Source organism: Enterococcus sp. AZ078, assembly GCF_051714985.1.
Taxonomy (GTDB): Bacteria; Bacillota; Bacilli; order Lactobacillales; family Enterococcaceae; genus Enterococcus_B; species Enterococcus_B hirae.
In genome coordinates this window covers 1,879,449-1,904,945 of sequence record NZ_JBIOSW010000001.1, presented here as the reverse complement: position 1 = coordinate 1,904,945, position 25,497 = coordinate 1,879,449, and the positions used below count along the sequence as shown (strand labels likewise).

The 25,497-nt window shown below is 36.9% G+C and carries 29 protein-coding genes; 26 read left to right on the top strand and 3 right to left on the bottom strand.

Annotation, left to right across the window (positions count from 1 at the left end; translation table 11 throughout):
* The first annotated feature begins 27 nt into the window (after positions 1-27).
* A complete protein-coding gene (asnB, locus tag IGJ18_RS08785; protein WP_094940620.1) occupies positions 28-1,923 on the top strand; it encodes an asparagine synthase (glutamine-hydrolyzing) in 1,896 nt (631 codons plus the stop codon).
* Between the two features lie 107 nt (positions 1,924-2,030).
* Here asnB and IGJ18_RS08780 read toward each other — a convergent pair whose 3' ends face one another.
* A complete protein-coding gene (locus tag IGJ18_RS08780; protein ID WP_053766725.1) occupies positions 2,031-2,477 on the bottom strand; it encodes a DUF2188 domain-containing protein in 447 nt (148 codons plus the stop codon).
* Positions 2,478-2,683: 206 nt separating this feature from the next.
* On the opposite strand from IGJ18_RS08780, the gene rpmG reads away from it, so the two are divergent.
* The gene (gene rpmG, locus IGJ18_RS08775) at positions 2,684-2,848 is read left to right on the top strand and encodes a 50S ribosomal protein L33 (protein WP_002320810.1); all 165 of its coding nucleotides are present in this window, start codon (positions 2,684-2,686) and stop codon (positions 2,846-2,848) included.
* Positions 2,849-3,016: 168 nt separating this feature from the next.
* On the top strand, positions 3,017-3,520 hold the full coding sequence (locus IGJ18_RS08770) for a dihydrofolate reductase (protein ID WP_438843204.1): 504 nt from the start codon (positions 3,017-3,019) through the stop codon (positions 3,518-3,520).
* Positions 3,521-3,598: 78 nt separating this feature from the next.
* Here the strand turns inward: IGJ18_RS08770 and IGJ18_RS08765 are convergent, their stop codons facing one another.
* Positions 3,599-4,555, bottom strand: a complete 957-nt coding sequence (locus IGJ18_RS08765) for an ABC transporter substrate-binding protein (protein WP_438843203.1) — start codon at positions 4,553-4,555, stop codon at positions 3,599-3,601.
* A gap of 142 nt (positions 4,556-4,697) precedes the next feature.
* Between IGJ18_RS08765 and IGJ18_RS08760 the strand changes: the two genes are divergently transcribed.
* The 11 genes from IGJ18_RS08760 (at position 4,698) to IGJ18_RS08710 (ending at position 14,212) form a co-directional block, all read left to right on the top strand.
* Positions 4,698-5,531, top strand: coding sequence for an ABC transporter ATP-binding protein (locus IGJ18_RS08760; protein WP_438843456.1), 834 nt, complete (start codon positions 4,698-4,700; stop codon positions 5,529-5,531).
* Positions 5,528-6,517, top strand: a complete 990-nt coding sequence (locus IGJ18_RS08755; RefSeq protein ID WP_438843202.1) for a FecCD family ABC transporter permease — start codon at positions 5,528-5,530, stop codon at positions 6,515-6,517. The genes IGJ18_RS08760 and IGJ18_RS08755 overlap by 4 nt, the downstream gene beginning before the upstream one ends.
* Entirely contained in the window at positions 6,514-7,509 is a 996-nt protein-coding gene (locus IGJ18_RS08750; protein WP_438843201.1) for a FecCD family ABC transporter permease, read from the top strand. The genes IGJ18_RS08755 and IGJ18_RS08750 overlap by 4 nt, the downstream gene beginning before the upstream one ends.
* Before the next feature lie 361 nt (positions 7,510-7,870).
* A complete protein-coding gene (locus tag IGJ18_RS08745) occupies positions 7,871-8,416 on the top strand; it encodes a 5-formyltetrahydrofolate cyclo-ligase (RefSeq protein WP_010737802.1) in 546 nt (181 codons plus the stop codon).
* A gap of 13 nt (positions 8,417-8,429) precedes the next feature.
* Entirely contained in the window at positions 8,430-9,128 is a 699-nt protein-coding gene (locus IGJ18_RS08740; protein WP_063627259.1) for a rhomboid family intramembrane serine protease, read from the top strand.
* 20 nt (positions 9,129-9,148) lie between these two features.
* Positions 9,149-9,361 (top strand): YqgQ family protein, encoded by a 213-nt coding sequence (locus IGJ18_RS08735; protein ID WP_010718842.1) that lies wholly within the window; start codon positions 9,149-9,151, stop codon positions 9,359-9,361.
* Positions 9,361-10,326: an ROK family glucokinase gene (locus IGJ18_RS08730; RefSeq protein WP_010718843.1), complete on the top strand. Its 966-nt coding sequence runs from the start codon at positions 9,361-9,363 to the stop codon at positions 10,324-10,326. The genes IGJ18_RS08735 and IGJ18_RS08730 overlap by 1 nt, the downstream gene beginning before the upstream one ends.
* 14 nt (positions 10,327-10,340) lie before the next feature.
* Positions 10,341-10,736 carry a rhodanese-like domain-containing protein gene (locus tag IGJ18_RS08725; protein WP_438843200.1) on the top strand — a complete coding sequence of 132 codons (396 nt, stop codon included), beginning with the start codon at positions 10,341-10,343 and terminating at the stop codon, positions 10,734-10,736.
* A gap of 435 nt (positions 10,737-11,171) precedes the next feature.
* Entirely contained in the window at positions 11,172-11,882 is a 711-nt protein-coding gene (locus tag IGJ18_RS08720; protein ID WP_438843199.1) for a hypothetical protein, read from the top strand.
* Positions 11,883-12,032: 150 nt separating this feature from the next.
* On the top strand, positions 12,033-12,398 hold the full coding sequence (locus IGJ18_RS08715) for a DUF488 domain-containing protein (protein ID WP_010737798.1): 366 nt from the start codon (positions 12,033-12,035) through the stop codon (positions 12,396-12,398).
* Positions 12,395-14,212: an FAD/NAD(P)-binding protein gene (locus tag IGJ18_RS08710; RefSeq protein ID WP_438843198.1), complete on the top strand. Its 1,818-nt coding sequence runs from the start codon at positions 12,395-12,397 to the stop codon at positions 14,210-14,212. Before IGJ18_RS08715 ends, IGJ18_RS08710 begins: the two co-directional genes overlap by 4 nt.
* 126 nt (positions 14,213-14,338) lie before the next feature.
* Here the strand turns inward: IGJ18_RS08710 and IGJ18_RS08705 are convergent, their stop codons facing one another.
* Positions 14,339-14,506, bottom strand: coding sequence for a DUF3042 family protein (locus IGJ18_RS08705; RefSeq protein ID WP_010718848.1), 168 nt, complete (start codon positions 14,504-14,506; stop codon positions 14,339-14,341).
* Positions 14,507-14,739: 233 nt separating this feature from the next.
* Between IGJ18_RS08705 and galE the strand changes: the two genes are divergently transcribed.
* From galE to IGJ18_RS08645, 12 genes are all read left to right on the top strand, one after another.
* Entirely contained in the window at positions 14,740-15,729 is a 990-nt protein-coding gene (gene galE / locus IGJ18_RS08700; RefSeq protein WP_034698360.1) for a UDP-glucose 4-epimerase GalE, read from the top strand.
* 7 nt (positions 15,730-15,736) lie between these two features.
* On the top strand, positions 15,737-17,221 hold the full coding sequence (gene galT / locus IGJ18_RS08695; protein WP_063627256.1) for a UDP-glucose--hexose-1-phosphate uridylyltransferase: 1,485 nt from the start codon (positions 15,737-15,739) through the stop codon (positions 17,219-17,221).
* A gap of 38 nt (positions 17,222-17,259) precedes the next feature.
* Entirely contained in the window at positions 17,260-18,240 is a 981-nt protein-coding gene (locus IGJ18_RS08690; RefSeq protein ID WP_438843197.1) for a LacI family DNA-binding transcriptional regulator, read from the top strand.
* Between the two features lie 131 nt (positions 18,241-18,371).
* A complete protein-coding gene (gene tsaB / locus IGJ18_RS08685) occupies positions 18,372-19,094 on the top strand; it encodes a tRNA (adenosine(37)-N6)-threonylcarbamoyltransferase complex dimerization subunit type 1 TsaB (protein WP_438843196.1) in 723 nt (240 codons plus the stop codon).
* Positions 19,078-19,617, top strand: a complete 540-nt coding sequence (rimI, locus tag IGJ18_RS08680) for a ribosomal protein S18-alanine N-acetyltransferase (RefSeq protein ID WP_438843195.1) — start codon at positions 19,078-19,080, stop codon at positions 19,615-19,617. The genes tsaB and rimI (IGJ18_RS08680) overlap by 17 nt, the downstream gene beginning before the upstream one ends.
* Positions 19,618-19,626: 9 nt before the next feature.
* The gene (rimI, locus tag IGJ18_RS08675; protein WP_010737792.1) at positions 19,627-20,094 is read left to right on the top strand and encodes a ribosomal protein S18-alanine N-acetyltransferase; all 468 of its coding nucleotides are present in this window, start codon (positions 19,627-19,629) and stop codon (positions 20,092-20,094) included.
* Positions 20,091-21,119: a tRNA (adenosine(37)-N6)-threonylcarbamoyltransferase complex transferase subunit TsaD gene (gene tsaD, locus IGJ18_RS08670; protein WP_094940616.1), complete on the top strand. Its 1,029-nt coding sequence runs from the start codon at positions 20,091-20,093 to the stop codon at positions 21,117-21,119. The genes rimI (IGJ18_RS08675) and tsaD overlap by 4 nt, the downstream gene beginning before the upstream one ends.
* 492 nt (positions 21,120-21,611) lie before the next feature.
* A complete protein-coding gene (locus IGJ18_RS08665; protein ID WP_438843194.1) occupies positions 21,612-22,193 on the top strand; it encodes a hypothetical protein in 582 nt (193 codons plus the stop codon).
* Positions 22,194-22,224: 31 nt separating this feature from the next.
* A complete protein-coding gene (locus IGJ18_RS08660) occupies positions 22,225-22,893 on the top strand; it encodes a class D sortase (protein ID WP_010718857.1) in 669 nt (222 codons plus the stop codon).
* A gap of 212 nt (positions 22,894-23,105) precedes the next feature.
* Positions 23,106-23,960, top strand: a complete 855-nt coding sequence (locus IGJ18_RS08655; protein WP_051641758.1) for a hypothetical protein — start codon at positions 23,106-23,108, stop codon at positions 23,958-23,960.
* A 19-nt stretch (positions 23,961-23,979) separates the two neighbouring features.
* Positions 23,980-24,777: a YveK family protein gene (locus IGJ18_RS08650; RefSeq protein WP_063627252.1), complete on the top strand. Its 798-nt coding sequence runs from the start codon at positions 23,980-23,982 to the stop codon at positions 24,775-24,777.
* A gap of 28 nt (positions 24,778-24,805) precedes the next feature.
* Entirely contained in the window at positions 24,806-25,474 is a 669-nt protein-coding gene (locus IGJ18_RS08645) for a CpsD/CapB family tyrosine-protein kinase (RefSeq protein WP_025480509.1), read from the top strand.
* Positions 25,475-25,497: the final 23 nt, after the last annotated feature.

Sequence of the window (25,497 nt, the reverse complement as noted above, 5' to 3'; positions counted from 1 at the left end):
ATTATTATCTAGGATGTGAAAAATAAAATGTGTGGAATTGTAGGATTTATTAACGACAAAGACAATAAAAAAGCAATCGTAAACGACATGATGGATCGAATCGTTCATCGGGGACCGAATAGTTCGGGTGATTATATTGACCAGCATGTTGCTTTAGGATTTAGAAGATTAAGTATTATCGACTTAGAGGGTGGAAAACAACCTATATATAATGAAGATCGAACAAAAGTCATCATTTTTAATGGGGAAATCTATAATTACCAACCTCTTAGAGAAGAGCTGATTGCAGCTGGACATATTTTTCAAACACATGCGGATACAGAAGTATTGTTGCATGGTTATGAAGAATGGGGAACTGATCTATTACAAAAGGTTCGGGGTATGTTTGCCTTTGCAATCTGGGACAATAAACGCAATGAATTATTTGGTGCTCGGGATCATTTTGGAATCAAACCATATTATTATGCGGAAATGAACGGCACATTTATGTTCGGATCAGAAATCAAAAGCTTTTTACCACATCCAGATTTTCATAAAGAATTGAATAAAGAAGCCTTGAAACCTTATATGACATTTCAATATTCACCATTAAATGGAGAAACCTTTTTTAAAGGGGTTCACCGTTTGCCAGAAGGTCATTATTTCATTTACAAAGATAATAAGTTAGCGATTCATCAATATTGGGATGCTAATTTTGAAGAAAAACAAAACTATTCACGGAAAGAATGGATCGATAAGATTGATGAAACAGTTGAAGCATCGATTAAAGCACATACGATCAGCGATGTAGAAGTTGGCTCATTCTTATCTAGTGGGGTAGATTCAAGCTATGTGACTTCTGTATTAAAACCTGATCATTCTTTTTCAATTGGGTTTGATGATAAAACATATAATGAAGCTATTGAAGCTAGAAAGTTAACAGAACTTTTGGACTTAGATAATACAGCAGCTGTCATCGATGGAGATATGTCATTTAAAGCTTTTCCTTTGATTCAATACCATTTAGATGAGCCAGATTCGAATCCTTCATGTGTCCCACTTTATTTCTTAGCAAACTTGGCTTCGCAAAGTGTTCGAGTTGTCCAATCAGGTGAAGGGGCAGATGAACTATTTGCGGGATACCAAACTTATGGGTTCCATACGAATTCAAAAGTTATTCGTGTCATTGCTCAAGGGTTGAAGAAACTACCAAAAGGAACACGTTATAACTTGGGACGAAAAATTGGCAAGATGAAAAACTTCCACGGTAGAATCCATTTATATGAATCTTTAGCTCCTGCGAAAGAATATTTTATTGGTCATGCCCGAGTGTTTGAAGAAAACGAAGCGTCAGATATTTTAACACAAGAATACCAAAAGGCTCCTTCCGTTCAGGAGATTATGGCAGTCCATTATGCTAAAACTGAAAAAATCGAAGATGAAGTGAACAAAATGCAATACGTTGACCTTCATCAATGGATGCCAAAAGATATTTTATTAAAAGCGGATAAATTATCAATGGCCAGCTCACTTGAAGTACGCGTACCGTTACTTGACATCGAAGTGATGAGATTGGCAGAACAGATCCCAAGTAAGTATCTGTTAAATCAAAATAATACCAAAGATATTTTCCGACAAGCAGCAAATAAACATTTGCCAGAAGAATGGTCTAATCGTGTAAAACTTGGTTTCCCAGTACCAATCAAAGCTTGGTTGAAAGAAGACCATGGTTATCAACAAGTCAAAGAATTATTTGAGGCTGATTTTGCCAAAGAATTCTTTGATCAAGAAAAAATTATGAAGTTGTTAAATGACCATCATGAAGGGCGTCATGAAGAACAACGAAAAATTTGGACGATTTTCAGCTTTTTAACTTGGTATAAAGTTTTCTTCGTTGACGAAGAAATCCCTAAGGCTGAAGCAATCGATTATGTAACAGTCTAAACGTGATCAGTTAGCGAAGTAAAAGAACATCCCGCTTCGAGCGGATTGATTTTATTCCTTTTTAACAGTGAACAACTCCTCCTTTATTGTGGAGGAGTTGTTTTTTATTAATAGTTTATTTCTCTTTCTTTCGTTCCGTCTTTTTTGTAGATAATTAATGATGTGTTTTTGTTTTGAGCAATTTCTTTCCCTTTTTCAATCGCTTTTTCTTTCGTATCAAAATGATTACTTGCTTTTTTAGCTCCTTCTGATTGGACAATCCACTTATCTTCTTCAAATTTTACGATCACTTTGGCTGTCAATAATTTAGAAGCTCTTGGATTTGTGTCGTGAGAATCATGCTTTGTTGGATTTTTTTCTTGAGAAAACTCTTTTTTTTCAGTAGAAGTAGCATCTTCTGACCATTCTTTGGCTTGTTTGATAGCAATCGGAATAGCACGATCATCAGGATAGCCTTCTGCAAGCAAGGCGTTACCGATATCGATTGCTTTCTTTCGTGTTAACTCTTCTAAATTTTTCATTGCAGGCGGATAATCTTTCATATTCCAAGGCATAAAATCTTCCTCCTCAAAAATTATTTATATTTCAAGTGTAAGCGCAATAGTTGGAAAAGGAAAAGATTTTGTTTAGCAAGTAGTTATTTAGATAACTTTCGTCAAGTAGTTTTACTTAACAAATTTTGTAAAAAGGCTAGCAATCTAGTGGAAATCATGGTAAGATAATCAAGTCTGAGAGTCATCTTAGAGGATTCTAGTAAAAAATGGGAGGGAAAAACATGCGCGTAAACATTACTTTAGAGTGTACTTCTTGTAAAGAACGTAACTACCTAACAAGCAAAAACAAACGTAACAACCCTGATCGTTTGGAAAAACAAAAATATTGCCCACGCGAACGTAAAGTTACTTTACACCGTGAAACTAAATAATTAGTTTAGCGTAAGTCTAGAATCCTTTTTAGGAAGCTAGACTTTTTTTAATAGTGAAGGTTGAATGAAACCATAAACCTGACAAGCGACTCTTTTTCTTGTAACAGGGTCGTTTTTCTTGTATGATTGAAATCGTTTGTTCAAATTCAGTTTGAGAGGATGAAACACATGTTTATTTCAATGTGGGCACAAGACAAGAATGGTTTGATTGGAAAAGATGGCCTGCTTCCTTGGAGGTTACCAAACGATATGCGTTTTTTTCGGGAACATACGATGGATAAAATATTAGTGATGGGGAGAAAGACATATGAAGGCATGGGCAAATTGTCTCTTCCTTATCGGCATATCATTGTGTTAACTACTCAAAAAGATTTTAAAGTAGAAAAAAATGCGGAAGTCCTTCATTCGATTGATGAACTTTTGGCATATGCAAAAGATATACCTGAAGATATCTATGTGTCAGGAGGAAGTCGAATTTTTCAAGCTTTGTTACCAGAAACAAAAATCATCTGGCGAACATTAATTGATGTAGAGTTTGAGGGGGATACATTTATTGGAGAAATCGATTTTACAGGTTTTGAATTAGTGGAAGAACATGAAGGAATTGTCAACCAAGAAAATCAATACCCTCATCGATTTCAGAAATGGCAAAAAATGAGCAAAGTGGTTTAGCACATAGTTAAATAAAAAAAGACGTTCACTCCAATTTGTAAAGAAAGGAAGGTGAACGTCTATTCTTGTTCAGATGATTTATTTCAAATTATTTTGGATATCATTGACCATATTTTGACTAGCTATTGGACCATTATAGAGCCAACTAGATTCAGGACCAAATTCTAAGACATGATTTTCTTTGACCGCTTTTAAATTTTGCCAAGTTGCTTCATTAAACATCGCAGCTTTTTCATCACTGTTGACTAAGATGAGATAGTCTGCATCTAACTCTGCTAATTTTTCTGCAGAGACAGCTGACCAATCTGAAGTTGCACTTTTAGAGATTTCAGTAACTAGATTTGGCACACCAAATTTTAGATCACCGTAAATGATTCTTCCACTTGAACGTGTTTCACTAACCATAAATGCTGAGTTATTCGTTACCCATAAAACAGCAGCCGTTTTGCCGTTGATTTTATCTGCGAGTTCTTGTCTAGTGGCTTTCACCTTTTTTTGGTAATCAGTAATGATTTTTTCTGCTGCTTGTTCTTTATTTAATGCTTTTCCGATATCTTTTAGTTGGGTTTCCCAAGTGACATCATTCCCATTTTTTACGACATAGGTTGGCGCAATTTTGCTGTATTGTTCGTATTTACCTCCTTCGACTGTGGCTGAAGAAGAGATCAATAAAAGATCGGGTTCATAACTTAAGACTTTTTCATACGGAAGATCATAAGAGATCGTAGGAACATCTTTTAATTCTTTTTGTAAATAATGTTGAATCGATCCACTACCAACTGTCCATTGAGCAACAGGTTTTTCACCTAAAGCGATAAGATAGTCTTCGAGGTAACTTCCGATGATTCGTTTTGGCTGGTTAGGGATCTCGACTTTATGACCCAGGGCATCAGTCACTAGGTGAGTTTTTGCAGTTGTTTCATTACCTGTTGTGTCAGTTGAATTGGATGAATTATTTGAAGAAGAGCAGGCGCTAAGTAAACTAAGCAGCAACACTGTGGCCCCAATGGTAAAGATATTCTTTTTTAGTTTCATTTTTTCCTCCTGTAGGGATTTTCATTGATAATCATTCTCAATTGATATTATTCCTGACAATAGTGGTCATGTCAACTATTTTCGGGAAAGAGCCATTTAGAGTAAAACTTGACGAATTTGTGAAGGAGCTTCATAATTGAGAATGATTTTCAGGGAAAGGATGAAAAATTTGACGACGATTGAAGCTGTTGATATTACAACGGGTTACTTAAATAAACAAGTGATTGAAAAAATGTCTATCAAGATACCAGAAGGAAAAGTGACAAGTTTGATTGGTCCTAATGGCAGTGGTAAATCAACTTTATTAAAAAGTTTTACTCGACTGTTACCTGTCAAAGAAGGAAAGATTATCGTAGATGGATCTGAAATTTCTACATATAGTCCTAAGATGTTAGCGCAAAAAATTGCACTGTTAGCCCAAAGTAGTGAACACCCTTTAGGCATGACTGTCGAAGAGGTGGTCTCTTATGGTCGTTATCCTTATCAAAAATTTTTTAGTGGATTAAATGAAGAAGATCTACATGCTATCCAATGGGCGTTGGAAGCGACGCAACTAACTAAGTTGAAAGAAAGAGAGCTTTCGAGTCTATCAGGTGGACAAGCGCAACGAGTTTGGATTGCGATGGCTTTAGCCCAAGAAGCGGATATTTTGATTTTAGATGAGCCAACCACTTTTTTAGATCCTGCGCATCAATTGGAAATCTTACATTTACTGAAAGAGATCAATCATATCAAACAGACAACCATTTTAATGTCGATCCATGACATCAATCACGCTTCTCGCTTTTCTGACTATTTAATTGGGATGAAAGCAGGACAAATAGTGGTTCAAGGCCCACCTGATGAAGTAATCACAACGTCATGGATGAGGGAAATCTATGAAATTGAAGCGCAGATCATCGAATTGCCTGAAACGAATAAACCCGTTGTTTTGTCTTACGATTTAATCAATGATCGTAAGGAGGATGAACAATGAAGACAAAGAGGAAACGAATGATTCTTTCCCTATTGTTGCTAGGAGTAGTTAGTATATTTTTCTTTGCGTTAGCCAATGGAGCGGCGGTTGTCGACTTTTCTAATTTGTGGCAAGCGATTTTTAAATTTGACGACTCAGTTCAATCGCAGTTGATTATCCGAACGATTCGGTTGCCTCGAGTGCTGGGGGCTTTCTTAGTCGGAAGCTGTTTTGCTCTTAGTGGCGCATTGATGCAAGGTGTGACACGGAATCCTTTAGCTGATTCAGGGTTATTAGGAATTAATGCAGGAGCATCGCTTGCAATGGCTCTTTGTTTTGCATTTTGGCCACATGCTTCTGCTTTTTCTGTTTTTTTACTGTCATTACTTGGTTCGTTGGTAGTTACGTTATTTGTTTTTGGTTTCTTACGTTTTTCAAAAATGGGGATGAATCCACTTCAATTGATTTTAGCAGGTGTTGCGATCAGTACTTTTTTTACAGCTATTAGTCAAGCGCTGACACAACTATTCAATTTGCAACAAGACTTGGCGTTTTGGTTCGTGGGAGGCGCTGCGAATGTCACTTGGCATCAATTGGAAATTTTGGCTCCGATTTATCTGTTGACAGTTAGTGGTTCTTTTTTGCTAGGTCGCTCCATCTCGTTGGTCAACTTAAGTGAGTCACATGCCTTGGCATTAGGAGGCAACCCTGGACGGATCAGATTTTTTGCATTTGTATTAGTGGCGGGGTTAGCTGCAATGGCGGTGTCGTTAGTTGGACCAGTTTCATTTATTGGATTGATGGTTCCACCAATCGTCCGAGGAATCATTGGTTCCGATTATCGGTATGTTTTACCAGCCTCTTTTTTAGCAGGTGGAGGATTAGTGATGTTGGCGGATTATGTTGCACGAATGATCAATCCGCCATTTGAAACGCCATTCGGCTTAATAATTTCCTTGATCGGTGTACCGTTTTTACTACGCCAAGTAAGGAGGGAACAAGGATGAAAAGAAGTTACCAATCACTAGTTGTTTTATTTGTTTTATTAGTTGTTAGTATAGTTGCAAGTTTAATGATTGGCACACCATTTATTCCATTTGATCAATTAGCTGAGGTGTTTCAAGGGAAGGGTTCGGCAATCCAAGAGTTGATTGTTTATGAATTTCGTGCCCCTCGTCTATTAATCAGTCTTCTTGCTGGTATGTGTTTAGGTATTTCAGGCTTTATCTTGCAGGGAGTTACCAGAAATAGACTAGCTGATGCTGGCATATTGGGCATTAACGCTGGAGCAGGTTTTTTCGTTATGATTTATTTGGGCTTTTATGCCAACCAAACTTTTCCGTTTTTACTATTGATCGTGGCTTTTCTAGGCGGCTTGCTTGCAGCTTTACTTGTGTACTTGTTTGCTTATACGAGAAATAGTTTTTTAGGGATGAACCGGCTTTTACTATCAGGAATTGCAGTCAATGCTGGAGTGTCGGCATTGATGCTTTTATTTACGATTAAATTGTCGAAAGAAAACTATGGTTTTGTTAATGCCTGGTTAGCAGGTTCACTTTGGGGAGCTAGTTGGCCATATGTTTTCTCATTGTTACCTTGGGCAGTCATTTTGCTTCCTTTCGTGCTGATTTACAGTCGACGAATTGGTTTATTATCTTTTGGTCAAGAAAGAGCGCAAAGTCTAGGATTAGACGTGCAGAAAAGTCAAAAAATCCTATTGATACTCGCTGTTGCTTTAGCCTGCGGAAGCGTTGCGGTAGCTGGCAGCTTATCTTTTGTCGGTTTGTTAGCTCCTCATTTGGCTAAATTTGTCGTCAGAAGAGAAAATCAACTGTCCTTGATCTTGAGTGGATTATTTGGGGCATTTTTTGTAACGATTGCAGATGTTCTTACACGAGTGATTCTACCAAGTGGTGAGATTCCTACTGGGATTTTAATTGCGGTCCTAGGAGCTCCATATTTCTTATATTTATTATTTTCCAAACAAACGATTGCTTAGAAAATAAATACGGGGAAGAAACGATTGTGTTGAGTAAGCAGTGTTGCCCAAAGTAGTTTCTCGTTATTTTGAGACTACGATTATTCTGTCTATTCAAATGAAAAGAGTGAATCAGAGGTCGTGAAGGCATCGGAAAGCTCCAATGACAATAAGAAAGAATTTTTTTTAACAGCTTCTCATGTTTTGAAAAATTCAGGCTTATTTCAAGGAGCTGATGCGTGAACACCGTTTACTCGTTTTTAGAATAAAGAGTGAGAGTGATGTCTTAAATTCTGTTTATAAAACTCTTTTTATTTAAAAAGTTAAATTGCTATTTTTACTATTTTCCGCTACCATTTTAACGAGAGGTGGGTTGATACGTTTGAGTCATATTAAAGAAAAACTTAGAAAACTTGGCATTGAAAATTTACAAAAGATTGCTAGAAGTGAACAGAAGCAGCAAAAAGAGCAAAAAATTTACCAACAACTCTTTCAAAGTAATGAATGGCAGCAAGCAAAAGTGGTTGGTTTGACGATGGCAAATGAGATAGAAGTGGCTACGACCCCAATTATTGAAAAGGCATGGGAAGAGGGTAAAACCATACTTGTTCCTAAGACATTGCCTGAACGTCAAATGTGTTTTTTTAAAATTGATCCGGATACCCGATTTGAACGCACCGCTTTTGGCGTACTGGAGCCATTATCTGATCATTCTTTTTCACCGGACGCTATCGATTTGCTGATCGTTCCAGGGGTTGTTTATCATCAAAATGGTTATCGGATTGGTTTTGGTGGAGGCTACTATGATCGCTATCTAGCCAATTATCCGAACCAGACATGTAGTCTGGTTTTTCAAGAACAAATAAACAATCAATGGGTACCAGAAAGTTTTGATAAAAAAGTGCAACACTTGTTTATCGATAAATAATAAGGAGGGTTACATGAATTATCAACAGAAATTAAAATTAAACGCTTGGCTAAGAAGACCAATTTTGACTTATTTGTTTTTAGCGATACAAACCATCGTGTTTGCAATGATGGAGTTCTTTCCATTTTTAAATATTCCAGCATATTTAGGCATGTTTGGGCCGTCAATTGTAGTTGGAAATGAATGGTGGCGGTTTATTACACCGATTTTCATTCACTTTGGACTGGTGCATTTTGTCATGAATTCTTTGATTTTATATTTTATGGGAGACCAAATTGAAACACTCTACGGTCATTGGCGTTTTTTCTTGATCTATTTGTTTAGTGGTATCCTTGGGAATGCAGCAAGTTTTGCATTCAACGATCTTGGCGTTCTATCTGGTGGAGCAAGTACTTCTTTGTTTGGTTTGTTTGGTGCGTTATTCATTCTTGGATTTCATTTCAAAAATAACTCTCAGGTTCGCCAATTGATTCGTCATTACATGTTGTTTATTGTTATCAGTTTTGTATTTGGTTTGACGGATACCTCAGTCGATATCTGGGGGCATCTCGGTGGGATTGTTGGTGGCTTGCTTATAGGAAATATCATCGGCCTACCACAGAAAGTGACCAATTACTCGATTCATCAAAAAATCCTATCTACGCTTGTTTTTGGATTTCTTTTGATAATATGTGTTTTATTGGGTTTAAAAAACTACGGATTACTTGTATAATGTGAAGGAAGTGCTTTGAGATGGAGAGCTTATATGACGTGCAACAACTGCTCAAACGATTTGGCATCTTTGTCTATGTTGGGTCACGTATCTATGATATTGAATTAATGACGATTGAATTGAAGAATCTTCATGACAGTCGTTTGATCGATCATGATACATACATGACAGCGTGGCGCATACTAAAACGAGAGCACCGAGTGGAAGAAAGCCGAAAGAAAGGAAACTTGTAATGGACAAAAAAATTATTGGGATTGATTTAGGTGGAACAACAGCAAAATTTGCAATTCTAACACCAGAAGGAGAGATTCAACAAAAATGGAGCATCGATACCAATATATTGGATGACGGTAAACATATTATTCCGGAAATTATCGAGTCAGTAAATCATCGTATCAAATTATATAACATGAATGCTGAAAATTTCATCGGAATCGGTATGGGAACACCAGGAAGTGTCGATAGTGAAGCAGGTACAGTGATCGGAGCCTACAATTTAAATTGGACTGAACTTCAATACGTAAAAAAACAAATTGAAGAAGGAACTGGAATCAAATTTGCTATTGATAACGATGCGAACGTTGCTGCTTTAGGTGAGCGCTGGAAAGGTGCAGGGGAAAATGATCCTGACGTTATTTTTGTTACCTTAGGAACGGGTGTCGGTGGCGGAATCGTTGCTGCTGGGAACTTGATCCACGGCGTTGCTGGTGCAGGTGGCGAGATTGGACACATTACAGTGGACCCAGAAGGTTTTGAATGTACATGCGGTAAAAGAGGGTGCTTAGAAACAGTTTCAAGTGCAACAGGTGTAGTTCGCTTAGCACGTTTCTTAGCAGAAGAGTATGCCGGAGATTCAAAATTAAAAGCAATGCTTGACAATGGAGAAGAAGTAACAAGTAAAGATATTTTTGAAATGGCACAAGCAGACGATCCATTTGGTCTGATGGTCGTTGATCGTGTTTGTTTCTACTTAGGATTAGCTTGCGGTAATCTAGGGAACACTATGAACCCATCAAGTATTGTTTTAGGCGGCGGAGTATCTGCTGCCGGGGAATTTTTACGTAGTCGTGTTGAAAAATATTTCAACCAATTTACGTTCCCTCAAGTACAACAATCAACAAAAATCAAATTAGCAGAATTAGGAAATGAAGCTGGCGTGATCGGTGCTGCTTCATTAGCCTTGAAATTTGCGGAATAACGTGGAGGAATGACATGGTTTTATGGGTAATTAACATCATTTTGCTATTGATTATTCTTGCTATTGTGTTTTGGGAAGTTTATCTACGAGTAATGGCAAAACGTTCTGCAAAAACACTGGAAGAAGAAGAATTTCGTGAAGGGATGCGTAAGGCACAAGTCATTGATGTTCGTGAAAAAGACGTGTTTGATGCAGGACATATTTTAGGGGCAAGAAATATCCCTTATACTGTTTTAAAAGATTCATTAGGATCTATCCGAAAAGATCAACCGGTGTATATCTACGACCAAAAGAAAAGCTTAAGTATTCGTACAGCGAATAAGTTAAGAAAAGCTGGCTACCAAGATATCTATATCTTAAAAGGTGGATATGATGGCTGGTCTGGCAAGATTAAAAGTAAAAAAGTATAGAACGTCATGACGTCAAATTATCGGTCAATCCTGATGAGTTGTGTAAAGTCAAATCTGGGTCAGAATGAACCTCATTCTGTCTCAGATTTTTTGTTATTTCATTTGGAAGGAAAATGGGGCTGAAGGATCAACTTTGATTCTGTAGTAACCACCAGAAGTTAGATTTTGGTCTTACTTTTTGGGATTGATACATTCATCAGTTCCACAAATGATAGAGCCAATTTATCAGAAGTTTTTGTATATAAAGTAACAGATACTTTTTAGAAAATTGCATGACTGATTATTCGATTAGGCAACGGGAATAAAAAGAATTCATTAGATCGCACAAGATAAAATACTAAATTTTATTCTTTCCAGAAATAAAAGTTCTATCTCCATTGCGTACGTCATGTATGATGATTCAATGATAAATCAAACAATGGGGGAGAAAAGAAAATGCCAGAAATATCTAATGAAACTTTCACTGAGCAACAACCTGCAGGAGTAGTAAAAAAAGAAGAAATAACAGAAAAAAGAAAAAAGGAACTTGATAAACTTGTTGGAACGATTGAGGTTTCACTAGCTGGTAAATTAAAAGGAAAGACATATGAGGAGATCGTTGAATCGGTTGTGTCTAAGATTATAAATAAGAAGGTAGAGCAATCTGAACTTGGGAGAGTATTATACTCACTAGATCTTTCTGCCCAATTATATCAGCAGGTCGTAAAGGATTATAACATAAAACGCTTAATCAGCCATGATGGTCCAAGCCAAAGTAAAGTCTCTATAACCAATTCTGTGGTTATAGAAAATATAGAAAGCGCAATAGATTCTCCACAAATAATAATAGAAGATCAATCGGTCGAACAAAAAGATAGTTCAAAACCAGAAAACATTCAAGAACAAAAAACAAGTAAGTTGACCACAGAAAAGCTAACGTTTAGGAAAAGGATTAAGAAGTGGGGTCAATCGTTAAACATTTTCAGAAAGAGTAACACAGATAAACCAGAGAATATAACAAATCGTCAAGGAATTGAAATGGATAAGGGTGGGGTACCTTTAAAAAAAATATTGAGACGACAATCGAGCGAAACTAATGATGATTGTCATAAGAATAACCAACGCCTATACCCTGTCCCTCTCGAAAAGGGAGATAGGAATCACTAGCAAGTATCCATAAATCGTGCAAAATTGAAACTTAGCATTTAGGGAGTACTAACAGAAATCAAGCCACGATTTTTTGCTATGACATAATCAAAGGAGAATCTAATCATTTATGCTATGATCAATGTATAAGCAATGAAAGAAGTGGAGAAAATGATCAAACTGAAAAGAGTGTACAGTGCGCGCGAAAAGGGTGATGGCTTTAGAATTTTAGTTGATCGAATATGGCCAAGAGGGATATCAAAGGAAAAAGCACAGATTGATCTATGGTTAAAGGAGATTGCACCAAGTACTGAGTTGAGAAAATTCTTTGGACATCTTCCTGAGCGTTTTCCTGTTTTTGAAGAAAAATACCTAGAAGAGTTAATGACAGATCAAGAAAAGCAATTGGCAGTCAAGCAGTTAGCTGAACTCTGTCAAAACTATCCAATCGTGACCTTAGTTTATGGTGCAAAGAATGAACAGCAAAATCAAGCCGTGGTGCTAAAAGCGTTGATGGAAAGGAAGCTGAATCGATGATTATTGGCATTGTTGGGGCAGGCCCCAGAGGACTAAGCATGGTAGAACGATTAATCCGAAACAATCGGGAAAACCAACATATCCAGATCTGTTTATTCGATCCTGAGGGGCCTGGTGGTCGAGTCTGGCGGCTCGATCAACCAACAGAGTTATTGATGAACTCAGTCTCTCAGCAAGTTACGCTTTTTACAGATGAAACATTAACAAGTGGCGGAGAGATTTCACCGGGGCCTAATTTATATCAATGGAGCCAAACAGAGGCGAAAAAGTATATCGAAAAGCAACAGTTTGTGAATAAAGAATTTTTTTTGGCAGAAGCCGAGCGCTTACGTGCCAATGAACCAGCTACCAGATGTTTTTATGGCTTGTACCAACAGTGGTTTTATGAACAATTAAAAAAATTAGTACCGCATTCATTCACTATCGTTCGATCCTTAGTGAAAGAGATTGATAAGATAAAGACAGGTTTTTACTTGAAAACAAACGAACAGCATTTAGTAGTAGATCAGTTAGTGATGACTACGGGACATTGGGAAAATAAAGTATCCAAAGACGAGAAAAGGTTTTATGACTATGCTGAAAAAGAGCAATTGTTCTACCAACCGCCAGCAAATCCAGCTGATGTTTCCGTAGAAACTATTCCGCCAAAAGCCACAGTGATTCTTAGAGGATTAGGTCTAAGTTTTTTTGATTATGTAGGTTTACTTACCGAGAATAGAGGAGGTAAGTTTGAAAAACAAGGAGAGAAATTGGTATATTTGCCGTCTGGACGTGAGCCGATCGTATACTGCGGGTCTAGAAAAGGGTTGCCCTATTTTCCTCGAGGAAAAAATGAAAAACGGGGAGGAGCAATGGCTGTTCCTAAATTGATCACCAAAGAAAATTTAGCAAAGCTTTATCAAAATCAACAATTAACTGGGAAACTGTTTTTCGACTTGCTAAAAAAAGATGTCGAACTTTTTTATTATAAGAAATTAATTGAGGAAAAACATCTAGCTATTTCACCAGTATTATTTGAACAAATCTTTTTAACACGTGATCAAAGTGATTGGCAAAAACAATTTCCTGAATTACAGCCTTATCAATGGGAGTGGGATTTTTTTGAAACGCCTATCTATCATGAGAAGCACGACTTTCAAAAAGAAAGTCGAAGGTTTATTGATTATCAAATCAATGAATCAATGAAAGGAAATTGTACTGGGGCGCTTGCTTCAGCTTTTGATGCGTTAAAAGATTGGCGTGATCCTGTCCATCTGGTCATTGAATGGGGCATCTTCACTGCCAAAGAATATAGAGAAGTATTATGGGGTTGGTTTACTAAGCTCAATGCTTTTCTTACGATCGGTCCGCCAGTTGTTCGGACAAGAGAATTAGCCGCTCTGATTGATGCGGGTATTTTCACAATCGTTTCCCCACCGCTGGAAATCAAAACAGAGGCCGGTTTCTTTATCGTAGAAAACGAGGGACAACGGATTGAAAGTCGCTACTTGATTGAAGCCCGACTCCCGCAGACTGATTTGACACAAACAAAGAACCCAGCATTAAATAGCTTGAAAAAACATCAGCTGATTCGTCCTTTTACTTATCAGGACACGACTGGCGTGTATGAAACTGGTGCAATTGATATCAAACTAAGCACCAATCAAGTCTGGAACAAACAGGGAGAGCTAGAAGAAAATTTATATTGTTTAGGGATTCCGGTCGAAGGTGTGGATTGGTTGACAGCTACAGTCTCACGACCATATACCGATGCTTGGAATTTGAGGCAAATCGATAAAGTGGCACAGCTGATTCTTGGAAGGACAACCAATTGAAGCAAAAAACACAACCGACTCTAAAGGCTAGATCATTCATCTAACTTTTAAGATCGGTTGTGTTTTACTAATTAATAATGATTCTTTGGGTTATAAAAGGGATGATTTTCTTGAATCGTTTAAAGATTAGCGAGCTACACGTTTACGCATCGCTTTTTTACGATTTTCTTCGATCATTGTTTCTTTTTCATCAATGGGATCGATTACTGTTTTTTTAACTGAAGCTACCAATCCAGCAACAGCTGCCGCTGTTGCAAGACTACCGACTAAAATTCCAGATACAAATTTTTTCATTAAATCCACCTCGTTTATTAGTTGTTGCTTCTATTATGTAACAAATTGAAAAAAAAGGCTAGTCTGACGTCTATTTATTGGAAACCTTTACAAATTTTCCTTGAAAATATTTACTAAATGTTTTATTATAAATTTACTAAATAAATAGCAAAGGCAACAGAAACAAAAGGGTCATAGTTTCAAACGATTCAAAACTTACTTTTTGCTGCTTTTGTAAAAAAAGGAGTGTTTTCATGGCAATCTTGGTATTGGGTGGCGCAGGTTATATCGGTTCACATGCTGTTGATCGGTTGATCAATCAAAACTATCAAGTGGTAGTAGTGGATAATTTATTAACGGGGCATCAAGCAGCAATTCATCCTAAAGCACAATTTTACAAAGGTGACATTCGGGATAAATCTTTTTTACAGTCTGTTTTTGAAAAAGAAACGATCGAAGGAGTCCTTCATTTTGCAGCTAGTTCATTAGTGGGAGAGTCTGTTGAGAAACCATTGAAGTATTTTAATAACAATGTCTATGGTATGCAAATATTGTTAGAAGTGATGCATGAATATCATGTGAAGAATATTGTCTTTTCATCTACAGCAGCCACTTATGGTGAACCTACAGAATCACCAATTACCGAAGCAACTCCTACGAATCCAAAAAATCCGTACGGTGAAAGCAAATTGATGATGGAAAAAATGATGAAATGGTGTGACCAAGCCTATGGCATGCGATATGTAGCATTGCGTTATTTCAATGTAGCAGGTGCAAAAGCAGATGCATCGATTGGGGAAGATCACACACCAGAAACGCATTTAGTTCCTATTATCCTCCAAGTAGCTCTAGGCCAACGTGATTCTTTGGCGATTTATGGTGATGATTACGATACACCCGATGGAACATGCATCCGAGATTATGTTCAAGTGGAAGATTTGGCTGATGCCCATATCTTAGCTTTAGAATATTTAAGCGCGGGGAATGAAAGTAACTTCTTTAATCTAGGGAGCAATCAAGGCTACTCCGTCAAAGAAATGCTTGAAGCGGCTAGAGAAGTAACAAATCGAGAAATTCCAGCTAAGGTGGCACCACGTAGAGCCGGAGATCCAAGCCGGTTGGTCGCTTCCAGTGCTAAAGCTGAAGAAATCTTAGGTTGGCGACCAGCTTACACAGATGTAAAAGAAATCATTAAAACAGCCTGGGATTGGCATGTGAGTCATCCCCATGGTTATGAGGAGTAGAGAGAAGATGACAATCAGTCAAACGATTTGTGATTTTACGACACTAGCAATTGAAGCTGGTGGCTGGATGGAAATGGATCGAATTTATTTACAAAATCGAATTTTGGGAATGATCGGCGAAGAGGCTTTGGAAAACACTGAAGTGCGCCCTGTTTCAGAAGAATCGGTGGTGTTACTTGATCGGTTAGTCGAACAAGCCAAAAAAAATGAAGTGGTTACTGATTTACCAGCTGAAATCGAAATCTTTGAAGCACAATTAATGGATTTTTTAACACCACCACCATCAGTAGTCAATGCGTTTTTTGCACAACATTACGCAACAAATCCAGAAGAAGCAACAGACTACTTTTATCAATTGAGTAAAAGAAATGATTATATCAAAACCAGAGCGATTGCGAAAAATATCAGGTATACGTATCCTTCAGAATATGGCGAATTAGAGATTACGATCAACTTATCCAAACCTGAAAAAGATCCTAAGCAAATTGCTGCCGAAAAACATGCCAAAAAAGTTGATTATCCTGAGTGTATGCTTTGTATGAACAATGAAGGCTATAAAGGACGTTTAAATTATCCAGCTCGCACCAATCATCGAATCATCAGAATGAATCTTGATGGGGAAAGTTGGGGATTTCAGTATTCTCCATATGCTTATTACAATGAACATTCGATCATCTTGTCAGAAGAGCATCGTCCTATGAAGATTACGAAAGAAACATTTTCACGTTTATTAAAAATCACAGAGGTTTTACCACACTACTTTGTTGGTTCAAACGCAGATCTGCCAATTGTTGGAGGATCGATTCTGTCACATGATCATTACCAAGCAGGGCGCCATGAATTTCCAATGGCTAAAGCTCCAATCGAACGATTAATCAAATTATCGGATTATCCTCAAGTAATCGCAGGTGTTGTCAAATGGCCGATGTCTGTCATTCGTCTGCAAGCGACGGGGAAAGAAATCCTAGTGGAAGCTGCTAATAGTATTTTAGAAAAATGGCATCAATATTCAGATCCCGCGGTAGCAGTGACGGCATTTTCTAAAGATGGTACGCCCCATCATACGATTACACCAATTGCTAGAAAACGCGAAAATTATTTTGAACTCGATTTAGTGTTACGAGATAACAATGTCTCTGACGAACATCCAGAAGGGATTTTCCATCCTCACCGAGATATCCAGCATATTAAAAAAGAAAATATCGGTTTGATCGAAGTCATGGGATTAGCTGTTTTACCACCTCGTTTAAAATCAGAAATGGCAGAAGTAGAAAAGTATTTGCTTGGACAAGAAAATAAGATAGCTGAGTATCACATGGAATGGGCGAAGGGCTTGAAAGCCGACCATCCAAATGTGACAACTGAAACAGTAACAGAGATCGTTCAGCAAGCTATTGGTAAAGTTTTTGCTCGTGTGTTGGAAGATTCAGGGGTATTCAAACGCGATATAAAAGGTCAAGAAGCTTTCCAACGCTTTACTGCAACGCTTTAAGAAGGATGCCCGAGTGGAATAGATAGGAGGAGAAACAAGTGGCAACGATTAAAGATATTGCAAAGTTGGCAGGGGTTTCTCCTGCTACTGTGTCAAGAGTCTTAAATGATGATCAGGAGTTATCAGTTAGCCTAGCAACGAAAAGAAAAATTTTTGAGGCTGCTGAAGAGTTGAATTACACGAAGCATCATAGAAACACATCGTTGAATCAAAAGTCGTTGCGTTTGATCCAATGGTACAATGATCAAGAAGAATTAGAGGATCTCTATTATCTTGCTATTCGTTTGGGAATAGAGAAAAAGGCAGAGGAATCAAATGTGACTTTGCTAAAGGAAACGTGGGACGCTATCAGTGATAGACCGACAAATGGAACGATTGCTCTAGGAAAATTCGATGAGCAGCAGTTGATTGAATTGAAGCAGACACAAAGCAATCTGTTATTAGTTGATTTTGATGGAACACCCTATAACATTAATTCATTAATCGTTGATTTTCAAACAAGTATCCAAAAAGTGATTGATTATTTTTTTAACCAGGATAAAAAAGCGATTGCAATGCTTGCTGGTAGGGAATACACCAAAAAAGGACATCAACGGATTGATGACCCAAGGATTGCCGCCTACCAACAAATCATGGCTGGTAAAGGATTGACTACAACGATCATTGAAGCAGATTTTTCAGTTGAATCTGGCTATCGGAAAGTCAAAGAATACTTAGATAGTGGACAGTATTCGTTTGAGGCGCTGTTTGCAGCAAATGACACACTAGCGATCGGTGCATTGAAGGCAATTAACGAAAAAGGTCTGAAAGTACCTGAGGATATCTCATTGATCGGATTCAATGACATTAGTGTAGCAAAATATGTTTCCCCAGCTCTTTCGACAGTCAAAGTTCACACGGAATGGATGGGGGAACTGGCGGTAGAGACCGTTTTACAAATGATGAATGAAAAAGCACCTGTTTCGAGAAAAACCATTGTAGAAACGGATCTTATCTTGCGTGAGTCTACAAAAAACTAAAGAACAAATCAAGAGAAAGTTGCGAATGATTGCAACTTTTTTTCTTTTTTTCTGAAATGAATTGTCTTTTTCTTAGCAAGAAGTATGCTACAATATAAAACGATAGAAGTTAGTAGAAAGGATGCATCAAAATGATTACATTAGGGATAGACACCGCTAATCAAACTTTAGCGATCGGCTTGATTGAAGATGATACTGTCTTAGGACAAATCCAAATCAATAAACAGAAAAATCATAGCGTTAGTTTGATGCCGGCTATCGATCAGTTATTCTCAGCACTCGGATTAGCACCAACCGCTATCGATCGAATTGCTGTTTCCGATGGACCAGGTTCATACACCGGTCTAAGAATCGGTGTAACTACTGCAAAAACACTTGCATATACATTGGGTAAAGAACTTGTGGGGATTTCAAGTTTACAAGCAATTGCTGCTAATTGCCGGAACGTAAATGGGTTGATCGTGCCTTTATTTGATGCAAGAAGAAAAAATGTTTATGCTGGTGTGTACCGAAGACAAAATGGAAAATTAGAAACAGTTCTTGAAGATGTACATATTTCAATTGAAGAACTGCTTAAGCAACTGTCTCAGTTCGATGAACCTATCTTATTTGTCGGAACAGATACGCAAAAATTTACGAATGAAATAAAGGAAGTATTACATGAAGCAGAAATAAATAAGGTGCTTGAATGGGATCTTCCTAATGGCTGTACGATTGCAACATTAGGGGCCAATCGTGAACCAGTAAGAGATTTAACCAATTTTGTACCACGTTATTTGAAAAAAGTAGAAGCAGAGGAAAAGTGGTTGGAAACCCACACTCCTGGAGACGAAAGATATGTTGAAAAAATTTAAAGCATATGCTAGAAGTTTATTCTATGAAAAAAAAGAATTTGCTACTAAGATAATTGAAAATCAAGGGAAAAGCTATCGAATAAAAGAGCTGATACCTCGAGATATCAAAAATTTATTATCGATTGAACGCCAGGTATACAATGGCGAATTACCATGGACAAAAAGTGCCTTCCTTTCTGAATTAAATTCACCTTTTCAAAATTTATATTTAGGAATACTAGACGGTGAACAGTTAATTGGATTTATAGGTGCGAGAATTTTTGGCTTGGATTGCCATATTACAAATATTGCGGTTATTCCTGTGTACCAACGAAGAAACATTGGTACATTGTTAATTGACGAAATTGAAAAATTTGCTATAATGAATCGCTGTGACACACTCTCTTTAGAGGTGAGAATGAGTAATCAAGATGCCCAAAGACTCTATCGGAAATTAGGATTTCAATCGAACAAAGTAAAAAAAGGGTATTATACCCAAACAAATGAAGATGGATTAGAAATGATCAAATATTTAGAAAAATGAGAGGTACAATTGATTTATACTAAGAGTGACTTTGAGGATGAACAGTTAGCGTCTTGTTTATGGGCGCTTTGTGAGGAAGCATATGAACATGGTTCTCCTTGGACCAAAGACCAATTTTTAATGGATATCCAACAACCACATACGCAATATTACTTATTGGTGGAAAATTCGCTACTCCAAGGATTCATTGGCTATTCGAAAGTTATCGATGAGACGGAGATCACGAATATTGCTGTGGCAAAAAAACTGCAAAAAAAAGGGTATGCACGTCAGTTATTACGCTTTTTATTAGACCGAGAAAAACAAGCAGGAACATATAATGTTTATTTAGAAGTACGAACGTCTAACCTAGCAGCTCGTCATCTTTACCAATCAGAGAAATTTAGAGAACTAGGGAAACGAAAATCTTATTATCATGATCCAGTAGAAGATGCGATCATTATGAGTACAAAGTTAAAAACGGAGACGATGAAATGAAAGAAGAATTGATTCTGGCAATTGAATCAAGTTGCGATGAAACGAGTGTCGCAGTTGTGAAAAATGGTGATGAGATTTTAGCCAATGTCATTGCTTCACAGATTAACAGCCATAAAAGATTTGGCGGTGTTGTTCCAGAGGTAGCAAGTCGCCATCATGTAGAGCAAATCACTTTATGTATCGAAGACGCTTTGGCGGAGGCAGGCACTTCTGTTGAACAACTGAGTGCTGTAGCGGTTACTTATGGTCCTGGTTTAGTTGGTTCGTTACTGATTGGGATTTCTGCCGCTAAAGCTTTTGCTTGGGCGAACAATTTGCCTTTGATACCTGTGAACCATATGGCAGGTCATATTTACGCTGCACGCTTTCAAAAGCCTTTTGAATTTCCGCTACTAGCATTGCTTGTCAGTGGTGGACATACAGAGCTGGTCTATATGAAGGAAGACGGGAACTATCAAATCATCGGTGAAACGAGAGACGATGCCGCTGGAGAAGCTTATGACAAAGTTGGTCGTGTCTTAGGTTTGAGTTATCCAAGCGGAAAAGAAATCGATCAGTTAGCGCATCGTGGTGAAGATACCTACCATTTTCCAAGAGCCATGATTCATGAAAGTAATTATGATTTTAGCTTTAGTGGTTTAAAAAGCGCCTTTATCAATTTAGTACACAATGCCCAACAACGTGGAGAAACTCTTGATACAAATAATTTAGCTGCTAGTTTTCAAGCGAGCGTTGTGGATGTTTTAGTCAATAAAACCCTTCGTGCTTGTAACGAATACCCAGTCAAACAATTGATTGTAGCAGGTGGAGTTGCAGCTAATCAAGGATTGCGTGAAACTCTCGAAGAGGCATTGAAAAAAGAACATCCAGAAATTGAACTGCTGATCCCTCCATTAAAACTTTGTGGTGATAATGCAGCAATGATTGGAGCAGCTGCGCATGTAGAGTTGAAACAAGCTAATTTCGCTGATCTTCGTTTAAATGCGAAACCTAGTTTGGTATTGAATCAAGGAGGAAATGAGTAAAATTCACCTTATTTTCGTATACATGGCAAGAGCGGTTGAGAAAAACTTACTTTGTAGTAAGTGAAATCGATTAATTAATGAAATATGAAAGTTAGAATATCATTTTTATTTTTACATCTATCAAAGAGCTTGGGACAATCTTTTATTTGTTCCAAGCTTTTTTGACTTAAAATTTCTAAATTTGGAAATTTTTGTTCTATTGTTCAAATCGTTATATTAATAAGAGATCTCGCGATAATATGGATTAGAGATTAAGAATACAAATGACGTAAATACTATGTTCTCAGCAAAATCGCTTATTATAATAACTATTTTTAAATAGTAATTGTTATTTTGCGAGTAGTGATTTTATTACGATGGTTATTTGTTTTGAAGGCATTTATTTAATTGTCTTAAGAAATAACATATGCTAATATGGATGGTAGAAATGCTTTTATGTGTTATTTTTTAATGGTTGTTTAATTATTTTGATAGGAAAAGGAGAGTTAGAAGATGAAATATGTGTTACAGAGTATGGTTTTAATTTTATGTAGTTTCTTTTTTACGTCTTATGTTGATGCTGCCGGGGCGATTTCGCAAGATGAGCAAATGATCATCCAAGAATTGACTCAACCTATTTTAATTCAAGGCAAAGAATTTCAAATGCCTCAAACATATATTACACAAACTGAAAATTATTTAAAACAAAATGATTTATCCAAGTCACAAGTGGATACAGCAGTAAAAAATATCCAAAATGTGAAGCAAAAACTGACTAATTTAGACATTGATTTGTCATCGGTTCATACGATAAATGATTTAATAAAAATTATCCCTAGGGAAACAATTTTGGAAATTCAGCAATTGATTTCATCAACAGCGGATGCTTTAGGATTAGTCGTTTTAAGTTGGAATAAAGGGTATGTTGAGCTAGGCACACAAAACTCTGATGGCTCGATTTCAGCAGTGTTCAACTCGAAACAACCGATTAAACAAACGGGAACATTCCCTATCTTAAGCATTCTTGCAATTGGATGTTTAATGATGACTGCGACAGGTGCATTCATCGTAGGAAAGAAAGTCAAACTTGCATAAAAAAAAGAAAAAATTAAAAAGAATAGGCGGAATGATTTTTACCCCTATCTTTTTTTTAATCATGGGTTATTCGCTAATGTATATTATTGGGCGACCTGTCATTCAGTTTACGACTTCTTCCTTGCGATTGTTTCTGCTTTCGGATATTCCAAAATATGAAAAAAAGACACAACCATCAGCTAAAGGTATGTCAACTAGTGAGTTAGAAGAAAAACGGAAAACAATTGAGTTGGAAGGAGAGAACATTCCCTCCAGTAAAATCGATTATCCAAGAAGCGGGTATCAATATGGACAGGTTGATGTTGCTTCTGTAAATTTGAATGTGCCCTTATATTATGGAGACTCAGATGATATTTTACGAGAGGGTGCTGGACAATACATGGGGTCTGTGTATCCAGGTGAACATGGGACTACATTGATTGGTGGGCATAATAGTAGTGAATTTGGAAAATTAAGTGCTGTCAAAATTACGGATAAGATTAACATTTCCACTAGTTATGGTGAGTATGTTTACCAAGTATACGAAACAAAGATTTTAGATAAAAATGCGAAATTGATTAGTCAACTTCTAGTTCAAAAACAGCAAGGAAAACTGATTCTGTATACTTGTTATCCAGTCGATAGTATTGGAATGACGGATCAAAGATTATTTATTCTAGGCGATCTCATTAAGGGGCCAATGATCCAACCAGATAAATAATGAATTGAAAAATTGCGCTACTCATGTGTTAAGCAAAACGCTTTGAAAAGAGGTGGATTTACCAAAAAAGAATCAAATGATCAATCGAATAATCGCTTGTTTGGCTCACTAAAAATGAAGTTAGTGGATAAAAAATTTCGAAGTGGGGCAATTTAAGTTGCAATGAGTTTGTGAAATTTTATGGTCTTTTCTTACATTTGGTAAAAATAGTTATGAAAAAAAGAAAACAATGGCGAAAAGTGCCAAAAATGATTCTTGCTTTTATCTGTTCGCTTAGTTTATTTGCAATTTTTGTCTTGGGCATTCTTAAGATTACTTTATTCAATCAAAATTTTATGATCCGTGCAGTGGAATCCTCACATTATGGGGAAACGATCACTAAAGAGATCAATCACACAATTGCTGATGTAGGAAGAGGTGCCAATATCTCCCAAAAATGGTTGAATCAGACAGTTTCAGAAAGCTTAGTAAATGATAATATCAAACAATATATTCATAGTATCTATGCTGGCTCAACCTTTCAATTAGAAGGGGAGAAGCAAATAGAAGAGACAGTCCAAAGCCAATTAGAAAGTTATGGAAAAGAAAAGAATTACCCAAGAAATGCAGAATTTGAAACCACAGTAAATAAACTAAAAAAAGTGAGTATTGAAACAGTTCGGCGTGATATCGAAATCCCTTATTTTGCGTTATACGGCAAAAAAATAATGGCTTATACATCCACCCTTAACCTGTTGCTCATTTTTGCAGTCGCTTTTTTTGGAATCTTATTTTCCGCAATCATTTCGCTTAACAAACCTTTCTTTCATTTAATTATCCGTTACCTTGCTTATGTGATCGGTGGAGCTGGATTAATGGTAGGGGCTTTACCGACCTATTTGTATGTAACTCGATTGATTGAACGATTGGGTATTCATTCTGAAGCTCTATACTTATTTTTAACGACTTATTTGAAAAATTTTCTCTTTATGTTTATGAAATTTGGTCTTTTCAGTATCCTGTTGAGCTTGTTCCTATTTGGCGTAAGTGAGTTTTTCAGAAAGAAAATAGTTCGACGTGAAAAATAGAATAGAAAGGGGCGAAAAGATGGAAGCGGTTATTAATTTGAATGAGATACTAAGCTGGTTAAAAAAACGGATACTGTTGATCATTTGTTCATTGATCGGCGGTTTCGCCGTTGCGACTGGAGTAACTTATTTTGTTATTACTCCAACATACAGTTCATCGGCTGAATTGATCGTTCAATCGAAAAACGAAATCGTCAACCATAATTTACAATCAGAAGTACATGCAAATGTACTCTTGATTAATACATATAAAGACATGATTTTAGGAGATATCGTACTTAATGAAGCAACCGAATACTTAGAAAATAAATTTGCTTATTACTTAACGAAAGATCAATTGAGAAAGAATATTCAGATTATTCAATCTTCAGACTCACAAATGTTCCATATCAAGGTGATGTCAGATGAAGCTGAAAAAGCTGCGAATATAGCAAATGTTCTTGCTTATACTTTTGAAGAAAAAGTAAAAGAAGTTTTAGACGTAAATAAAGTAACAATCACATCAATTGCGCAAGCAAATCAGCTACCGGTTTCACCCAATAAACGGTTGAATCTTTTTCTTGGTGCATTTTTAGGTTTACTTCTAGGGATCGGGATGGCTGTCTTGTTAGAAATATTGGATAAAACAGTAAAGGATGAGCATTTTCTCGCAACGATGGGGTATCCAGTCTTAGGGATAATTAGTGAAATGAGTAATAAGGAAATTGAAAGTGGGCAATCGATTCAACTCACAACATACTCTCGACAAGGAACGCATACACATAGACAACGAGCGCGTACACATCTAAGCAGAGAAAATCGGTTCACACGAAAATAGATGAGGAGACTAATACGTGAAAAATAATATGAAAAAAAAGGGTGTTCCTCTGATTAGTGCTAGTAAACAATCGTCCATGATCTCTGAACAGTATCGAACGGTTCGATCAAATATCCAATTTAGCTCATTTGATCAGGATATAAAGACAATCGTCGTTACTTCAGCAGGTCCAGAGGAAGGGAAGTCAACTGTTTCAGCGAATCTAGCGATTGTTTTTGCAAATAGCGGGAAGAAAACACTCCTAATTGATGCAGATTTAAGAAAGCCAAGTGTAGAAAGTACATTTCGTTCAACCTCGAACAGTGACGGACTAACTAACCTGTTAAAAAAAAGAAATGAATCAGCTTTCGTATTCATTCATGAAACAAATATTGCACATTTGTGGACAATGACCAGTGGACCAAAACCTCCCAATCCTTCTGAATTACTCGAGTCAAGCCGAATGAATGAAATCATTGATGAATTAAGCGTAAATTTTGATTTGATCATTTTTGATTTACCGCCTGTTGTGCCTGTGACGGATGCACAGATACTAGCTTCAAAAACAGATGGTACAATCATTGTCGTGAGAGAACGAAAAACGCTAAAACAAGAATTGTTCAAAGCAAAGGAACTGTTGACGATCGCTCAGGCAAATATCTTAGGGATTGTCTATAATGGAGTAAAGAAGTCGAAAGATATCAACTACTATTATTGAGGTAGTAGATGGTGTGTTAAAAT

Excerpts from the sequence above, each read along its gene's own strand:
- asnB (WP_094940620.1), top strand. The coding sequence starts at position 28 with ATGTGTGGAATTGTAGGATTTATTAACGACAAAGACAATAAAAAAGCA.
- IGJ18_RS08780 (WP_053766725.1), bottom strand. The coding sequence starts at position 2,477 with ATGCCTTGGAATATGAAAGATTATCCGCCTGCAATGAAAAATTTAGAA.
- rpmG (WP_002320810.1), top strand. The coding sequence starts at position 2,684 with ATGGGAGGGAAAAACATGCGCGTAAACATTACTTTAGAGTGTACTTCT.
- IGJ18_RS08770 (WP_438843204.1), top strand. The coding sequence starts at position 3,017 with ATGTTTATTTCAATGTGGGCACAAGACAAGAATGGTTTGATTGGAAAA.
- IGJ18_RS08765 (WP_438843203.1), bottom strand. The coding sequence starts at position 4,555 with ATGAAACTAAAAAAGAATATCTTTACCATTGGGGCCACAGTGTTGCTG.
- IGJ18_RS08760 (WP_438843456.1), top strand. The coding sequence starts at position 4,698 with ATGATTTTCAGGGAAAGGATGAAAAATTTGACGACGATTGAAGCTGTT.
- IGJ18_RS08755 (WP_438843202.1), top strand. The coding sequence starts at position 5,528 with ATGAAGACAAAGAGGAAACGAATGATTCTTTCCCTATTGTTGCTAGGA.
- IGJ18_RS08750 (WP_438843201.1), top strand. The coding sequence starts at position 6,514 with ATGAAAAGAAGTTACCAATCACTAGTTGTTTTATTTGTTTTATTAGTT.
- IGJ18_RS08740 (WP_063627259.1), top strand. The coding sequence starts at position 8,430 with ATGAATTATCAACAGAAATTAAAATTAAACGCTTGGCTAAGAAGACCA.
- IGJ18_RS08735 (WP_010718842.1), top strand. The coding sequence starts at position 9,149 with ATGGAGAGCTTATATGACGTGCAACAACTGCTCAAACGATTTGGCATC.
- IGJ18_RS08730 (WP_010718843.1), top strand. The coding sequence starts at position 9,361 with ATGGACAAAAAAATTATTGGGATTGATTTAGGTGGAACAACAGCAAAA.
- IGJ18_RS08725 (WP_438843200.1), top strand. The coding sequence starts at position 10,341 with ATGGTTTTATGGGTAATTAACATCATTTTGCTATTGATTATTCTTGCT.
- IGJ18_RS08720 (WP_438843199.1), top strand. The coding sequence starts at position 11,172 with ATGCCAGAAATATCTAATGAAACTTTCACTGAGCAACAACCTGCAGGA.
- IGJ18_RS08715 (WP_010737798.1), top strand. The coding sequence starts at position 12,033 with ATGATCAAACTGAAAAGAGTGTACAGTGCGCGCGAAAAGGGTGATGGC.
- IGJ18_RS08710 (WP_438843198.1), top strand. The coding sequence starts at position 12,395 with ATGATTATTGGCATTGTTGGGGCAGGCCCCAGAGGACTAAGCATGGTA.
- IGJ18_RS08705 (WP_010718848.1), bottom strand. The coding sequence starts at position 14,506 with ATGAAAAAATTTGTATCTGGAATTTTAGTCGGTAGTCTTGCAACAGCG.
- galE (WP_034698360.1), top strand. The coding sequence starts at position 14,740 with ATGGCAATCTTGGTATTGGGTGGCGCAGGTTATATCGGTTCACATGCT.
- galT (WP_063627256.1), top strand. The coding sequence starts at position 15,737 with ATGACAATCAGTCAAACGATTTGTGATTTTACGACACTAGCAATTGAA.
- tsaB (WP_438843196.1), top strand. The coding sequence starts at position 18,372 with ATGATTACATTAGGGATAGACACCGCTAATCAAACTTTAGCGATCGGC.
- rimI (WP_438843195.1), top strand. The coding sequence starts at position 19,078 with ATGTTGAAAAAATTTAAAGCATATGCTAGAAGTTTATTCTATGAAAAA.
- tsaD (WP_094940616.1), top strand. The coding sequence starts at position 20,091 with ATGAAAGAAGAATTGATTCTGGCAATTGAATCAAGTTGCGATGAAACG.
- IGJ18_RS08665 (WP_438843194.1), top strand. The coding sequence starts at position 21,612 with ATGAAATATGTGTTACAGAGTATGGTTTTAATTTTATGTAGTTTCTTT.
- IGJ18_RS08660 (WP_010718857.1), top strand. The coding sequence starts at position 22,225 with ATGATTTTTACCCCTATCTTTTTTTTAATCATGGGTTATTCGCTAATG.
- IGJ18_RS08655 (WP_051641758.1), top strand. The coding sequence starts at position 23,106 with ATGAAAAAAAGAAAACAATGGCGAAAAGTGCCAAAAATGATTCTTGCT.
- IGJ18_RS08650 (WP_063627252.1), top strand. The coding sequence starts at position 23,980 with ATGGAAGCGGTTATTAATTTGAATGAGATACTAAGCTGGTTAAAAAAA.
- IGJ18_RS08645 (WP_025480509.1), top strand. The coding sequence starts at position 24,806 with ATGAAAAAAAAGGGTGTTCCTCTGATTAGTGCTAGTAAACAATCGTCC.